Below are 14,026 nucleotides of genomic sequence, written 5' to 3' on the forward strand. Positions count from 1 at the left end.
GCTATTGCCGCGAAAACTTGCCGCTACGCGGTTCCCTTACTCGGTTTTACTCGGCCTGCGGCCTTGCCCTTCGGGTCGTCACTTCGTGACGCTGTCTCGCTTCGCTCGGCTCGAGCCATAGGTCTCGAAACACTTCGCTCGGCAAGCTTTCTGAAAGCGGCCACTGGCTATGTAATTCAGCATGCTTTTGAAAGCGGCCGGAGGCTTATCTAAATTCAACGGCATTTTTAAGTAGCAATCAGCGGCGAGGTTGCGAATTAGAAAGTTTGTGGCCGCTTTCAAAACGACGTTGAGTGAGAGGTGAGAAACGGCGAGAGTCTTTTCTGAGCAGGTTCGAACCCGAAGCGAAAGTACCGCGCAGCGGCGGCGTTTGCGGCACTAGCCGGAGTTGCTGAAACATAGCCAGCAAGCGGCAGCGCGCAGTTGAAAAGCGCGGGTGTCCAGAGGGCGCGCGCGTTAACGCGCCCTTTGGGCCAGTTTGGGCGGCGAGCCCAAGGTTTTGCGGGTTTGGGTGGCAACCCAAGGTTTTAGGTTTTGCCGGTTTGGGTGGCAACCCAAGGTCTTAGGTCTTGCCCTTTTGGACCGCCTCCCAAAACCCTCCCCTTCAGGTGAAGTAAAACCTGATCAGGTGGAAAAACACCGGTGCTGCAAAGCACAACGAATCAATGCGATCCATCATCCCACCGTGCCCTTCGATCATCGCGCCGAAATCCTTCACGCCGCGGTCGCGCTTAATCGCCGACATACACAAACCCCCGGCGAAACCGAGTAAGGTGATGACCAGCGAAATCAGTGCGGCCTGCCACGGGGCGAACGGGGTGATCCACCACAGCAACGTCCCGACCAGCGTGGCGCTGAGGATGCCGCCTACAAAGCCTTCGAGGGTTTTGTTGGGGCTGAGACGCGGCGCAATCGGGCGTTTGCCGAACAACTTGCCGAATACGTACTGCAACACGTCGGAAATCTGCACCACAATCATCAGGAACAGCAGCAGTTTGATGTTCTGGTTTTCATAACCGGGAATGTTCAGCATCAGCAAGGCAGGCGCGTGGCTGATGCAGTACACCGCCAGCATCATGCTCCACTGAATTTTCGCGCTGCGTTCGAGGAAGTTGACCGTGTCTCCGGCCAGCGCCATGCGGGTGGGGATAAACAGAAACGCGTAGACCGGAATGAAGATCGCAAACGTGCCGTACCAGCGTTCGCCGACCAGCAAATATTGCAGCGGCAGCATAATGAAGAAACACCAGAACAACGCTTCGTGGTCACCGCGCCGGGTAGGCGTCAGCGTGATGCATTCGCGCAAGGCCAGGAATGACATCACGGCAAAGAGCAGCGTCGAGCCGATCGGGCCGAACCACATTGCCATCACCGATAAAATACACATCATCCACCAGGCGCGGATGCGGGCATTGAGGTTGGCGACGACCGGCGTATTACCTTTCACCAGCGCGATCAGATAGCCCAGAATGCTGGCAATCAGCAGCAGACCGAACAATCCGCACAGTAAATAAACTAACGATTTATCCTGAAAATTCATGGTGCCAGTGTCTCCAGAGCAGCACGCGCACGAAGCAGAAATTCCGCTTTCTCTTCCCCTTCCCGGATACTTTCAACCGGTTCGCCAAACGTTGCCGAACACAGAATGGGCACCACCAGACGGGAGCCTTTCGGCAGCACGCGGTTGAGGTTTTCAAGATAAACCGGCACCAGTTCGACGTCCGGGTTCATTTTCGCCAGATGCCAGATCCCGCTTTTAAACGCCGAGATCTCCTCGCCGTTGCCACGGGTGCCTTCCGGGAAAATAATCAGCGACTGGCCTTTTCTCAGCGGGTCGTTCATCAGTTCCAGCGCATTGTTCGGCTGTTCCGACTGTTTTTCAGCAGGACGCCGTTTAATCAGCACCGCATTAAACACACGACGCGCAATGTAACGGCGCAATTTCGAGGAGAGCCAGTAATCTGCCGCCGCTACCGGACGAACCTGCGGACGCAGATGACCGGGCAGGCTGGCCCAAATCACCATACCGTCGAGATGGCTGGAGTGATTGGCGTAGTAAATGCGGGCCTGTTTATCCGGCAAAGGTGCCAGCCAGCGGGCGCGGACGCCGGTCAGCAGGCGGCAAAGCCGCACCAGAAAACCGGCCACCAGCCGGCCATCCAGCGGTAATTTAGTGCGAGGTTCCATCGTTATCTCCCTCAGTTCCGGCCTTTTCATGCAGTTCACGCAAAATACGCGAACCACGACGCCAGCAGGTCACCAGTGCGCCGAGCGTAATGACCACCAGACAAATCAGCAGCAGAAGTTGCCCCCACTGCGACGGCAGGAAAATCGCAATCACCGCGCCCGCACACAGAATCGCCATGCGATGCTGTTTTGCCATCGGCCCGAGAAATTGCTGTTTCAGCCCGCACGTTCCGCCCAGCAGACGCAAATACGCCGTCATCAGCGCCAGCAGCGCCGCAATCCAGCCCAGCGTGACCGCCTCCGGCATCGCCACCAGACCATAACCGACGCCCGCCAGAATCAGCGTATCGGAAACGCGATCCGGTAATTCGTTGTAAACCGGCCCTGCCGGGCTGGCCATGCCGCCTTCCACCGCCACCATGCCATCGAGCAGGTTGCAGATGAGCCGCCCCTGAATCATCAGCGCCGCCAGCAGGAGAAGAAATCCGCGCCCGAAAGCCGTTTCACAATAAAATGCCAGCAGAAAACACAGCCCGGACACCAGCGCAAAACCCATGCTGGCCACGGAAATCTGATTCGGCGTAATGCCTTTATTCTTTAACCAGACCGCACTGTTTTTGGCCCAACGTTTGTCCCGGGTGGCGATCGGCCGCCGATCCTTGAGATTTAAGTCCATAAATAATATCCCTTTATTACTGAAAACTGATGACCCTGATTTTTATAAGCCTTTGTATGGCATCCAGATAATAGTGAAGTTGCCTGCGCGGTGAAATGTTTTTGTTCAGCCCTCACCCTGAAACATTCCCGGCGGCTTATGCCGGTTTGAGCATTCCTTAGATCTTTTAATTGGTTGATTAAATCACACAATATGTTAAAACTCTGCTACACCGCATTTTAGACGGCTAAACGTCTGAAGCTCCACATCCCCCGTTTAGAAGGCCAACGTCCAGTGACCGCTTCCCGTCTTGAGATGCGCAACATCTCGATTTCATTTGCCGGTTTTCCCGCGCTTCGCCAGGTTGATTTTACGCTGGAAGGCGGATCCGTCCACGCGCTGGTCGGTGCGAACGGCGCCGGAAAATCGACGCTGATGGCTGTGCTTTCCGGCACGCACGATCATTACACCGGGCAGATCATCATCGACGGCGAGCCGGTGAACATTAAACTCCCGCACCACGCGCGCGCTCACGGCATTCATCTGGTTCAGCAGGAGGTGGATGTCGCGCTGGTGCCGACGCTGAATGTCGCCGAAAACATCATGCTGGACCGGCTTTCCGAGCCCGGCCATCTGCATAACTGGCCGCGTTTATACCGTCAGGCGCAGTTGCTGATCGAACAGCTTGGCCTGAACATCAGCCTGAAAGCCCGTATCGAAAACTGCACGCTGGCCGAGAAACAGCTGATATTGCTGGCGCGCGCGTTATCGCATAAATGCCGTTTCCTGATCCTCGATGAACCAACCGCCCCGCTCGATCAGGCGGAAAGCGCCCGTCTGTTTGCGCTGGTGCGCAAGCTGAAAGACGCGGGTATGGCGGTGGTCTTTATCTCCCACCGCATTCATGAACTGCGCGAAATCTGCGACCGCATGACGGTGCTGCGCGACGGCCGTCTGGTCAGCGATGACAGCATGGACGGCCTGAGCAACGAGCAGATTATCGAGAAAATGATCGGCCATCAGCTCGATGATATTTATCCGCCACGCCGTCCGCCGCACAGTGGCGAAACGCTGCTGCACATTCACGGCATGCACGACAAAGACAAACTGCGCGATATCTCGCTGCGCCTGCACCGGGGTGAAATCCTCGGGATTGCCGGGCTGGCGGGTGCCGGGAAAACCGAGCTGTGCAAAGCGTTGTTTGGCGCGACGCCCAGCCAGGTCGAAAGCGGTGAGCTGAACGGCAAACCGTGGAAGCCGAAAGAACCGCATCTTTCCGTCGAACAGGGTCTGGCGTTAGTGCCGGAAGAACGGCGCAAGGAAGGGATTTTCATTGATGAAAATATCCCGATGAACCTCAGCGTCACCGCTGATGATTCGTTTTCGCGCTGGAGTATTTTCAGTAAACGTCAGTCGCTGTCGTGGGCGAAAGACATTATCAGCCGCTTAGGCATTCGCGCTTCCGGGCCGATGCAGAAGCTGGCGAGGCTCTCCGGTGGTAACCAGCAAAAAGTGGCTATCGGAAAATGGCTGCGCAGTGAGAGTCAGGTGTTGATTTTTGACGAACCGACCAAAGGCGTAGACATCAAGGCCAAAACGGACGTGTTCAGGCTGATTGACGGCCTGGCGCAACAGGGAAAAGGCATTATTTATGCTTCCGGTGAGTTCGCCGAACTGGTCGGTTTATGCGACCGCATTCTGGTGTTATGGGATGGCCGCATCGTGGCCGAACTGGACGCCGCAGACGTCGACGAAGAAACCTTATTAGTCTATTCAACCGGAGGAACACCCGCGTGAGCAAAGCCGTGGTGAGTAAAGAAAGTACATTGGCAGCGGGTCAGCCCTGGCGTCATCAGCTGTTCGAATTTTTGTATAAATGGGGCATGTTGCTGACCGTTGTGCTGCTGATCGCCGGTTTTGGTGTGGCCTCGGACAACTTCCTCGAACCATCGAACATCATCAATATTCTGCGTTCCATCGCCATCGTGACGGTGATTGCCATCGGCGTATCGATTTCACTTTCGGTCGGTGGCTTTGATTTGTCGGTCGGTTCAACGGCGTCGCTCGCCAATGCGCTGGTGATTTCGATGTTCGTCTGGCACGGATTTGGCACAACAGAAGCGATTCTGATCACGCTCGCACTGTGTACGCTGGTCGGTCTGTTTAACGCCTTCCTGATTGTTATCCTGAAAATCCCTGACATGCTCGCCACCCTCGCCAGCCTGTTCGTCATTCAGGGCGCGGCGATGACCTACAGCTACGGCGGGTCGATCACCGAAAACATGTTGCTGCCGAGCGGTGACATGGCCGAAGGCACCGTTCCTGCGGTGTTCAGCCTGCTGGGTCAGGTACCGGTGATTGTGATCGTGATGGCGGTGGTGACCGTCGCGGTACAACTGTTTATGTCCCTGACCAAGCATGGACGCCGCATGTACGCCATCGGCGGCAACCCGCTGGCCGCGCGCCTTGCGGGGATCCGCACCGCGCGTTACCGCGTGATTGCTTACGTGATTTCATCAGTTCTGGCAGGCGCAGGCGGTATTTTGCTGGCGTCGCGTATCGGTTCTTCGCAGGTGAACGCCGGTGGCGGTTATCTGATGGACGCCGTCGCCGCCGCGTATATCGGTTTTTCCCTTGCCGGTTCCGGCAAACCCAATGCATTAGGGACGCTGCTCGGCGCCGTCATCCTGGGCGTTTTGTCGAACGGGCTGGTGATGTTGTCGGTGCCGTATTATGCGATGGATATTATTAAAGGGCTGGTGTTGGCGGTGGCGCTTGCGTTGACGTATATACAGAAGCGGTAGCTTTTAAACTCCCTCCCCTGCGAAGGGGAGGGTTGGGGTGGGGTATTAATGGCGAATTCGTGAGCTGAAGTTTACGCGGGCAGTATTTTCATCTGCTAAACCCCCTCCCAACCTCCCCCTTCGCAGGGGGAGGAGCAAATAAATCTTTTAGTCCAGCACCTTAAACATCACACTCGTCGACTCCAGCACGCCTCCCGTCGACATCGCGTATTGCGGGATCACGCCGCTCAGCGTAAACCCCTGATTCTCATATAACGTCTGCGCCGGGCTGCCGGTCACGGTATCGAGCACCAGCAGCGTTTTGCCTTCCCGGTGCGCCAGCGCTTCCACTGCGTCCATCAGCTTTTTCGCCACACCTTTACGGCGTCCTTGCGGATGCACCATCAGTTTCACCACGTCGCCGCGATGCGCGCCGTTGGCGGGCTGATCGACCACCAGCTGGACAGTACCGATGATTTTTCCGGCTTCGCGGGCGACCAGAAGGCGCTTTTCGCCACGCTCAAAAGCAGGCAATAATTTTTGCCAGAACGCCTGCGCCTGCACAAACCCGAACGGCAGAATGAACCCGATGCTTGCGCCGAGCGCCACCGACTGCATCAGGGTTTCTGCCAGTGCGTCCAGATCCGCCTCCGGCAATATGCCGCCCTGCACTTCGCTTATCGCTATATCGTTTATCGCTGCTGCCCTGCCGTTTTGCATAATGATGAACCTTACTTTGTCAGATTTAAGGACGTGAAATCACAATGGCGTAGCGGGCATCCGCCGGGCCGGGAACGTGGAATGACGAGGTGCCGTGAAGATGGAAACGCAGGCAATCTCCGGCCTCAAGCCGGTAAGTGCGTGAATCGAGCGTGAACTCCAGAATGCCTTCGAGCATCCAGATATGCTGCTCGAGGCCGTCCACCGGCGGGGAATCATACGAAATCGTGGCACCCGCTTTTAACGTGCCGGAGATCAGTTCGGCGCGAAAACCCGGTGCGGGCGGGGAAACCGAACGGCGCTCAAAACCGGTTTCGCGGTCATGCCACACCGGCTGCTGCGCGGCACGGATAAGCTCCGGCGGGTTATCTTCCAGAGCCATCAGCAGGCGCGAGGTGGTCAGCCCGTACGCCGCGCTCAGTTTGCCCAGCAGCGACGCGGTCGGGCTGGTTTCTGCACGCTCCACACGGGAAAGCGTTGCCCGGCTGATGCCCGTGCGCTGCGCCAGTTGTTCCAGCGACCAGCCCTGGCTGACGCGTAATTCCGCCAGCCGTTCGGCCAGACGCAGATCGTGACTGTCCTGCCCTTCTTCCATTTTGTTCCCCTTGAAAAATCTCAATACAGGGAAAATATCTCTCATTTGAGAAAATCGCAAGTTAAAATAATGTAAGCGGAAAGTATTAGCCAAGTTGTACAAAAATAATAAAGTTGTACAGCTTTCAGTTCAGGCGCTAGAGTTACGATAAGTTGGATGAATATTTTTGGATTTAACTATGTCTCTTTACAGCATCGGCGAAGTCGCCCGAATTTGTGGTATCAACCCGGTCACGCTTCGCGCATGGCAACGCCGCTATGGCTTGCTTAAACCGCAGCGCACCGAAGGCGGCCACCGCCTCTTTAACGATGATGATCTCGACACCATCCGCACCATTCTGGGCTGGATCAATCGCGGCATTCCCGTCGGCCAGGTGAAATCCCTGCTGGAAGGCAAAGTCGAGGCATTACCCGGCGGCTGGTCGCAGGGGGAACACCGTCTTCTGACCGCACTTCAGGACGGACGCAGCAACAAAGTGCGTCAGCTGATTATCGAACTGGGCCGGGAATATCCGGCGGCCTCGTTTGTGAATAATATTTTGCGCCCGTTGCGTAAGCGTCTGAGTTCCGGCGATTCACGGCTGCTGATGATGCGCAGCCAGCTCGACGGGCTGATCATCGAGCACGCGGTCATGTGCATGAATGCCGCGCGTAAACGGCCGGGAACCCCGGCAACGCTGACCGGCTGGGGGCACACCGACAGTACCGAGCTGTGGCTCGAAGCCATTGTGCGTTGCGAAGAAGGTATGCAGGTTGAAATCCTGCCGGTTCCGCTGGATGAGCCGCATCTGGAAAACCTCAGCGGCTCGCAAATATTGTTGTGGTCGGAAGGCAAGCTCACGCAGATCCAGCGCCAGCGGCTTCTGAACTGGGTGGAACAAGGGCTTTCGATCATTCTTCTGGGCAGCTCGGCGGTTATTCTCAGCGCCGGAGAAGATGAATCTCACGAAGACCCTGAGCCGGCGCTTTTACCGCATGACGAAAGTCACACCATTCTTCAGATGGTGCCTGTGCGCAAAGAAGGAAAAAAATAATGATTAAACATTTTCCTGAGCCCGCCATTGCTCCCGACGTTTTGTCGCGACTTTGCGAATTTTATCATCAGCTCGAGATGAGCCAGCTGCCGCAGCTTTCACGCATCTATCACCCGCATGTGGTGTTTATCGATCCGGTTTCGCATTACGACGGCGTGGACGCGCTCGAGCGCTATTTCTCGCAGTTGCTCAGGAAAGTGAATTATTGCCGCTTTGAAATTCAGCCCCCGCTGTTGCAGGGCGACGAAGCGTCCCTGTTCTGGCAGATGGAGTTTTCCCATCCTGCACTAAAAAAAGGCCAGCCGATGTTTCTGCACGGCGCAAGCCATATCCGCCTGAGCGATAACCGCGTGATTTATCAGCGCGATTATTACGACCTCGGCGCGATGTTGTATGAGCATCTGCCGGTGCTCGGCGGCGCCGTCCGCGTCGTCAAAGCCAGGTTGAAATAATGCGCCGCGTTCTGATTACCGGTGCCAGTTCAGGTATCGGAAAACAGCTGGCACAGGATTATGCCGCCGAAGGCTGGGAAGTGACGGCGTGCGGGCGCAGCCTGGAAAAAATCCTCAGCACGGCAGCCGCCAGTCCGCTGATTATTCCGCTGTGTTTTGATATCACCGATTTGACCGCCACGCGTCAGGCGTTACACGACGTACAGGCCGATTTAGTGATTCTGTGCGCCGGAACCTGTGAATACCTGGATAACGGCGTAGTGGAGGCCGAAAAAGTTGCCCGCGTGATGAACGCCAATTTTATCGGCCCGGTCAATTGCCTGGACGCCCTGCTGCCGGGTTTAGCAGCCGGAAGTCGCGTGGCGATCGTCGGTTCCACCGCCTGGCTTTTACCCTTTTCGCGCAGTGAAGCGTATGGCGCATCGAAAGCCGCACTGGCCTTTTTCGCACGTTCACTGAGCGTCGATCTGGCTCCGCGCCAGATTCACATTTCGCTGATCCAGCCGGGATTTGTGGAAACACCGCTGACGGCACGGAACAATTTTCCGATGCCGATGATGGTGACCGTCACGCAGGCTTCTCAGCACATTCGAAAAAAACTGGCGCGCGGTGCCAGTGAAATTGCATTCCCGCCGCTTTTTGCCGGTTTCCTCAGGGTGGCGTCTTTGCTGCCGGTGAGCCTGCAAAAATGGTTATGTCGGAAAATGGTGAAATGAAATGACAATAAAAGTGGCGATCGTGGGAAGCGGCATTTCTGGCCTGAGCTGTGCGTGGATGCTGGCGAAAAGCCAGCCCGGCTGCGAGATCACGGTTTTCGAATCGTCGGCAACGTTAGGCGGGCATACTGCCACGCAGGACGTGACTTCAGACGGCAAAGCCTACGCCATCGACACCGGTTTTATTGTCTACAACTCGCGGACGTATCCGCATTTCATCGCCCTGTTGCGCGAGCTGGGCATTGAAGGCCAGCCGACGGAAATGAGTTTTTCCGTGCGCAATCCGGCCAGCAAGCTTGAATATAACGGGCATTCGCTCAACAGCCTGTTTGCCCAGCGCCGCAATCTTTTCAGGCCTCAGTTCTGGCGCTTTATTTTCGAGATCCTGCGCTTTAATAAACTCTGCAAAGCGCGCCTGCTGAACCCGCACAATGACGAAGATACGCTGGCCGATTTGCTCGATCAAAATGGCTTTTCGCCGTTTTTCGCACTGCATTATGTGTTGCCGATGGGTGCCGCGATCTGGTCGTCCTCGCTGGGCGATATGGCGAATTTTCCGCTGTCGATGTTCCTGAGATTCTTTGATAACCACGGGCTGCTTGATGTGACAAACCGTCCGCAATGGATGGTGGTGCCGGGCGGTTCGCGGGAATATATCCGCCGCTTGCAGGCGCGGTTACCGGCCAGCGTGAAACTGCTGACGGGTGCGCCGGTGACTCAGGTCATCCGTTCGTCCTGCGGTGTGGTCGTGCATTCCGCGCAGGGTGAGGCACATTTCGACCAGGTCATTTTCGCCTGCCATTCTGATGAAGCACTGGCGATTTTGGGCGAACAGGCGACGGCTGACGAACGAGACATTCTCGGTGAGCTGCCTTATCAGGCTAACGACGTGATTCTGCATACCGATACCCGCCTGCTGCCGCGTGAAAAACGTGCCTGGGCGAGCTGGAATTATCAGTTGCCGAATACAATCGGCGACGCCCTGCGCGGCGACATGCGCGATGGCAATCCGTCAAACACGCGCCGCGCCAGCGTGACGTACAACATGAACATCTTGCAGGGGCTGGACGCACCGAAAACCTTCTGCGTTTCGCTCAATCCGCTCACGCCGGTTGACGGCAGCAAAGTCCTGTTCCGCGCGACCTATATGCATCCGGTGCTGAACGTCGCCAGCCATCACGCGCAGCAGCAGCGTTACCGCATCAACGGCGTCAACCGCACCTGGTTCTGCGGCGCTTACTGGTACAACGGTTTCCATGAAGACGGCGTCAACAGCGCCCGCGACGTGGCCGAACAGCTGGCCTTGCAACTTGAACGCGAAGACACCGCCGGACAGGCCGAACGGGAGGCGTCATGAACAGCACGTTGTACGTCGGCACCGTGCGCCACCGGCGGTTTACGCCGGTCGAGCACCGTTTCGATTACGACATTTTCATGCCGCTGATTGATCTCGATGAGCTGGAACAACTGCCTGCACTCGGCGTAAAGCTGGAACGTTTTTCGCCGGCCAGCTTTCGCCGAAAAGACTATCTGGGCGGCGGCGACATCAAAACCAAAGCGCAGGACAGAATTGCCGAACTGACCGGCGATCGCCCCGACGGACGGGTAATGTTGCTTTGTCAACTGTGTTATTTCGGCTGCTATTTCAATCCGGTCAATTTCTACTACCTTTATGATAAGACCGGAATTTTGCGCTGGATGCTGGCCGAGGTGCGCAACACGCCCTGGAATGAACGCCACACCTACGCCGTGCTGCCCGACGGTTCGCAACCGGTCCCGAAAGCCTTCCATGTGTCGCCCTTTAATCCGATGGACATGGTCTATCACTGGCGTCTGACACCCCCGGGAAAAGAATTACACATCACTATCGAAAATCACCGTAAAGAACGTGAATTCGATGCTGCCCTGTCGCTGACCGCCCGCCCGCTCACCCGCGACGCGTTGCGCCAGCAATTGTGGCGGCTGCCTGTCATGACCGCAAAAACCGCCCTGACCATTTACTGGCAGGCGGTAAAACTGTGGCTCAAACGGGCACCCATTTATTCTCATCCTCCTGTTGATAAGGACTGATCATGAGCCAACCCGAAGTGCAACTCGCCCGCGAAGGGGCGATGAACCGGCGCAGCAAGGCTGCACGCGCACTGATTCTCGGCGTATTAAAAAATCTGAATGGCGCAGGGTTAACGCTGCGTGAACCGGGTGAAGAGGCGGTCTTTTTTGGCGACGCGGCGGCCCCTTTGCAGGGCGAAATCGAAGTCCACAATCTGCGGGCTTACCGGCGGGTTTTGCTCGGCGGAAGTATCGCGGCAGGCGAAAGTTTTATTGATGGCGACTGGACGACGCCCAATCTGACGGCGGTTCTGCAACTGCTGGCTGAAAACATGAAGCTGGTGGATAAAATCGAAGCGCGGCTGAGCTGGCTGAGTACGCCGCTGAACAAGCTGATTCACTTATTCCGCCGCAACAGCCCGACGCAGGCACGCAAAAATATCTCCGCGCATTACGATCTCGGCAACGATTTTTATCAGGGTTTTCTGGATGAGCAAATGCTCTATTCATCCGCCTGGTATCAGACCCCGCAGATGTCGCTCGAACAGGCGCAGGAAGCCAAAATGCGCCGTTTGTGCGAGCAACTGCAACTGCATGCGGGCGACCATCTGCTGGAAATCGGCACCGGCTGGGGCGCGATGGCAGAGTTTGCCGCGCGGGAGTACGGCTGCAAAGTCACCACAACCACCATTTCCCGCGAGCAGTTTCAGTACGCCCGCGATCGTATTGAGAAAGCCGGACTGAGCGACCGCGTCACCGTCCTGTTTGAAGATTACCGTTCCCTGCGCGGCCAGTTTGACAAACTGGTTTCCATCGAAATGATCGAAGCCGTCGGGAAACGCTATCTTTCCACTTTCTTCAAACGCTGTAACGCCCTGTTAAAACCGCAGGGACGGCTGGCGATCCAGGCGATCACCATTGCCGATCAACGTTATGCCAGCTACAGCCGCAAGGTCGATTTTATCCAGCGCTACGTTTTCCCCGGTGGCTTTCTGCCGTCCGTCACCGCCATGAATGAAACCATGACCCGGTATACCGGGCTGGTGGTACGTGACCTGTTCGACATCGGTTTTGATTACGCCCGCACGCTGCACGAATGGCGCGAACGGGTACAGCGTTACTGGAATGCCCAACCGGACGGCGTTCAGGACGAACATTTCCGCCGCCTGTGGCTGTTTTATCTGTGCTACTGCGAGGCCGGATTCCGCGCCCGCACCATCAGCACCGTGCAGCTTATCGCCGAGCGACGCGGATGAAATCGTGGCGCTTCTGGCTGCTGACGCTGGGCTTTGATGCCTGGTGGACGCTGGCCGTCTGGGGGCGCGACCGGTTTATTGTTTTTCTGCTGATCAGCAGTTTTCTGATGCTGGCGTTCACGCCTTCGCCCCGCCGCTTATGGGTGGCGGTCGCCTGCACGCTGGGCATCATGCTTGATTCGCTGTGGTGCATTTTCGGCCTGTTTGAATTTACGGATTCGCAGGCCGTTCCGCCGTGGATGATGGCGCTCTGGCTGGGGTTCAGCGCGTGGTGGCTGTGGCTGCTTGGCGTAATACGTCTCGCGTGGCACTGGCTGATCCCGCTTGGCGCGGTCAGCGGGCCGCTGGCGTATTTCCTCGGTATGCAGCTTGGCGCAATGCAGCTCATCGCCGCACCGGTTTACGTCTGGCTGGCACTCGCCGCCGGATGGGCCGTCTTCCTGCCACTGGTAAGCCTGCCGGTATTGTTGCGTAACGTGCGGAGAACCTGATGAAACGTTTTTTACTGCTGGCAATCCCGCTGCTGCTTTCATTCTCCACCCTCGCCGCCACACCCTGGGATCACTGGCGGCAGGTCGGGCGCGCCACGCTGAGCTGGGGGCCGTTTGAGGTTTACAACTCAAAGCTGCTGACGCCGGAAGGCCATTATCAGGCGCAAAAATGGCCGCAGGCGTTAGTGATCGACTACCTGCGCAGCATTGATCGCGAGGAGCTGACCAAAGCCACGGAAGAGCAATGGCAGGCACTCGGACTGCTGGAACAGGCACGGAAAAATGACTGGCTGAACCGCGTTGAAAAAATCTGGCCGGACGTCAGTAACGGCAGCGAAATCGTTTTTCTGGCTGATAAGAACGGCGGCCAATTTTACAGCCGGGCGCCAAACAGTGTGCTGATTCAACCCATCGGCGAACCGTTCAACCCGGCGTTTCGCGACGCATTCCTGGCCATCTGGCTTTCACCGGCCACGCAATATCCTGATTTACGCAGCAAGCTTATCGGCGCGACGGCGTCCGATTAATGTTCACCGACCGGAGGTTTTATGACTGCCCTGCGCAAAATGCTTCTTCCCTTTCTGGCGGCCTGCGCGCTGCTGCTGACCAGTTGCAGTGCCAGCATCAAAGATTATGCGCAAACGCAGCCATCGCTGGATATCTTCACCTATTTTGCCGGTGATACCGTGGCATACGGCATGGTGCAGGATTACAGCCATAAACAGACCCGGCGTTTTACCGCCAAAATTCATGGTGACGTGGTGGCGGATACGCTGACGCTGCACGAGGATTTTGTGTATGACGACGGCGAGAAACAGACCCGCGTCTGGCGCATCCGCAAACTCGCGGACGGCCGTTATACCGGTACGGCGGGTGACATTATCGGCACCGCGACCGGGCAATCGGCGGGGAATGCGTTCAACTGGAAATATGTAATGGACGTAAAATCAGGCGGCAGCACGTACCGCCTGACCTTCGACGACTGGATTTACCAGCAGGACGAACAGCATCTGTTTAACGTCACGTCGCTGAGAAAATTCGGCGTCGAAGTGGCGCGGGTGACGCTGTTCTTTGAGAAGAAGTGAGGGT

16 protein-coding genes and 1 other RNA gene are annotated in these 14,026 nt (G+C 56.7%); 11 read left to right on the forward strand and 6 right to left on the reverse strand.

Annotated features, from left to right (window positions below):
• Nucleotides 1-47: 47 nt before the first annotated feature.
• The 4 genes from IV433_RS09990 to IV433_RS10005 all read right to left on the reverse strand — a co-directional run bounded on the left by IV433_RS09990 (nt 48) and on the right by IV433_RS10005 (nt 2,863).
• Nucleotides 48-125, reverse strand: a non-coding RNA gene (locus IV433_RS09990) — RtT sRNA.
• Between the two features lie 479 nt (nt 126-604).
• Nucleotides 605-1,540, reverse strand: a complete 936-nt coding sequence (locus tag IV433_RS09995) for a phosphatidate cytidylyltransferase (protein ID WP_195814081.1) — start codon at nt 1,538-1,540, stop codon at nt 605-607.
• Nucleotides 1,537-2,187 (reverse strand): lysophospholipid acyltransferase family protein, encoded by a 651-nt coding sequence (locus IV433_RS10000; RefSeq protein WP_195814082.1) that lies wholly within the window; start codon nt 2,185-2,187, stop codon nt 1,537-1,539. Before IV433_RS10000 ends, IV433_RS09995 begins: the two co-directional genes overlap by 4 nt.
• Nucleotides 2,171-2,863 (reverse strand): CDP-alcohol phosphatidyltransferase family protein, encoded by a 693-nt coding sequence (locus IV433_RS10005; RefSeq protein WP_195814083.1) that lies wholly within the window; start codon nt 2,861-2,863, stop codon nt 2,171-2,173. The genes IV433_RS10000 and IV433_RS10005 overlap by 17 nt, the downstream gene beginning before the upstream one ends.
• A 294-nt stretch (nt 2,864-3,157) precedes the next feature.
• On the opposite strand from IV433_RS10005, the gene IV433_RS10010 reads away from it, so the two are divergent.
• Both IV433_RS10010 and IV433_RS10015 read left to right on the forward strand, forming a co-directional pair.
• Nucleotides 3,158-4,639: a sugar ABC transporter ATP-binding protein gene (locus IV433_RS10010; RefSeq protein WP_195814331.1), complete on the forward strand. Its 1,482-nt coding sequence runs from the start codon at nt 3,158-3,160 to the stop codon at nt 4,637-4,639.
• An 11-nt stretch (nt 4,640-4,650) separates the two neighbouring features.
• The gene (locus tag IV433_RS10015) at nt 4,651-5,646 is read left to right on the forward strand and encodes an ABC transporter permease (RefSeq protein ID WP_195814330.1); all 996 of its coding nucleotides are present in this window, start codon (nt 4,651-4,653) and stop codon (nt 5,644-5,646) included.
• Nucleotides 5,647-5,793: 147 nt separating this feature from the next.
• Here the strand turns inward: IV433_RS10015 and IV433_RS10020 are convergent, their stop codons facing one another.
• Nucleotides 5,794-6,345, reverse strand: coding sequence for a GNAT family N-acetyltransferase (locus IV433_RS10020; protein ID WP_195814084.1), 552 nt, complete (start codon nt 6,343-6,345; stop codon nt 5,794-5,796).
• Between the two features lie 25 nt (nt 6,346-6,370).
• Complete coding sequence (locus IV433_RS10025) at nt 6,371-6,940, reverse strand: helix-turn-helix domain-containing protein (RefSeq protein WP_195814085.1); 570 nt, start codon at nt 6,938-6,940, stop codon at nt 6,371-6,373.
• A 178-nt stretch (nt 6,941-7,118) separates the two neighbouring features.
• Between IV433_RS10025 and IV433_RS10030 the strand changes: the two genes are divergently transcribed.
• From IV433_RS10030 to IV433_RS10070, 9 genes are read left to right on the forward strand one after another with little or no spacing between them, the layout of a single operon-like run.
• Complete coding sequence (locus tag IV433_RS10030) at nt 7,119-7,973, forward strand: MerR family transcriptional regulator (protein WP_195814086.1); 855 nt, start codon at nt 7,119-7,121, stop codon at nt 7,971-7,973.
• Nucleotides 7,973-8,425, forward strand: a complete 453-nt coding sequence (locus IV433_RS10035) for a nuclear transport factor 2 family protein (protein WP_195814087.1) — start codon at nt 7,973-7,975, stop codon at nt 8,423-8,425. Before IV433_RS10030 ends, IV433_RS10035 begins: the two co-directional genes overlap by 1 nt.
• Nucleotides 8,425-9,141, forward strand: a complete 717-nt coding sequence (locus tag IV433_RS10040; protein ID WP_195814088.1) for an SDR family NAD(P)-dependent oxidoreductase — start codon at nt 8,425-8,427, stop codon at nt 9,139-9,141. The genes IV433_RS10035 and IV433_RS10040 overlap by 1 nt, the downstream gene beginning before the upstream one ends.
• Nucleotide 9,142: 1 nt before the next feature.
• Nucleotides 9,143-10,498, forward strand: coding sequence for an NAD(P)/FAD-dependent oxidoreductase (locus IV433_RS10045; protein WP_195814089.1), 1,356 nt, complete (start codon nt 9,143-9,145; stop codon nt 10,496-10,498).
• Nucleotides 10,495-11,211: a DUF1365 domain-containing protein gene (locus IV433_RS10050; RefSeq protein WP_195814090.1), complete on the forward strand. Its 717-nt coding sequence runs from the start codon at nt 10,495-10,497 to the stop codon at nt 11,209-11,211. Before IV433_RS10045 ends, IV433_RS10050 begins: the two co-directional genes overlap by 4 nt.
• Nucleotides 11,212-11,213: 2 nt before the next feature.
• A complete protein-coding gene (locus tag IV433_RS10055) occupies nt 11,214-12,446 on the forward strand; it encodes an SAM-dependent methyltransferase (protein ID WP_195814091.1) in 1,233 nt (410 codons plus the stop codon).
• Nucleotides 12,443-12,937 carry a DUF2878 domain-containing protein gene (locus tag IV433_RS10060; protein WP_195814092.1) on the forward strand — a complete coding sequence of 165 codons (495 nt, stop codon included), beginning with the start codon at nt 12,443-12,445 and terminating at the stop codon, nt 12,935-12,937. The genes IV433_RS10055 and IV433_RS10060 overlap by 4 nt, the downstream gene beginning before the upstream one ends.
• Nucleotides 12,937-13,464, forward strand: coding sequence for a chalcone isomerase family protein (locus IV433_RS10065; RefSeq protein WP_195814093.1), 528 nt, complete (start codon nt 12,937-12,939; stop codon nt 13,462-13,464). The genes IV433_RS10060 and IV433_RS10065 overlap by 1 nt, the downstream gene beginning before the upstream one ends.
• 21 nt (nt 13,465-13,485) lie before the next feature.
• The gene (locus IV433_RS10070; RefSeq protein WP_195814094.1) at nt 13,486-14,022 is read left to right on the forward strand and encodes a DUF3833 domain-containing protein; all 537 of its coding nucleotides are present in this window, start codon (nt 13,486-13,488) and stop codon (nt 14,020-14,022) included.
• Nucleotides 14,023-14,026: the final 4 nt, after the last annotated feature.

The organism is Rahnella laticis (assembly GCF_015644585.1).
GTDB lineage: Bacteria > Pseudomonadota > Gammaproteobacteria > Enterobacterales > Enterobacteriaceae > Rahnella > Rahnella laticis.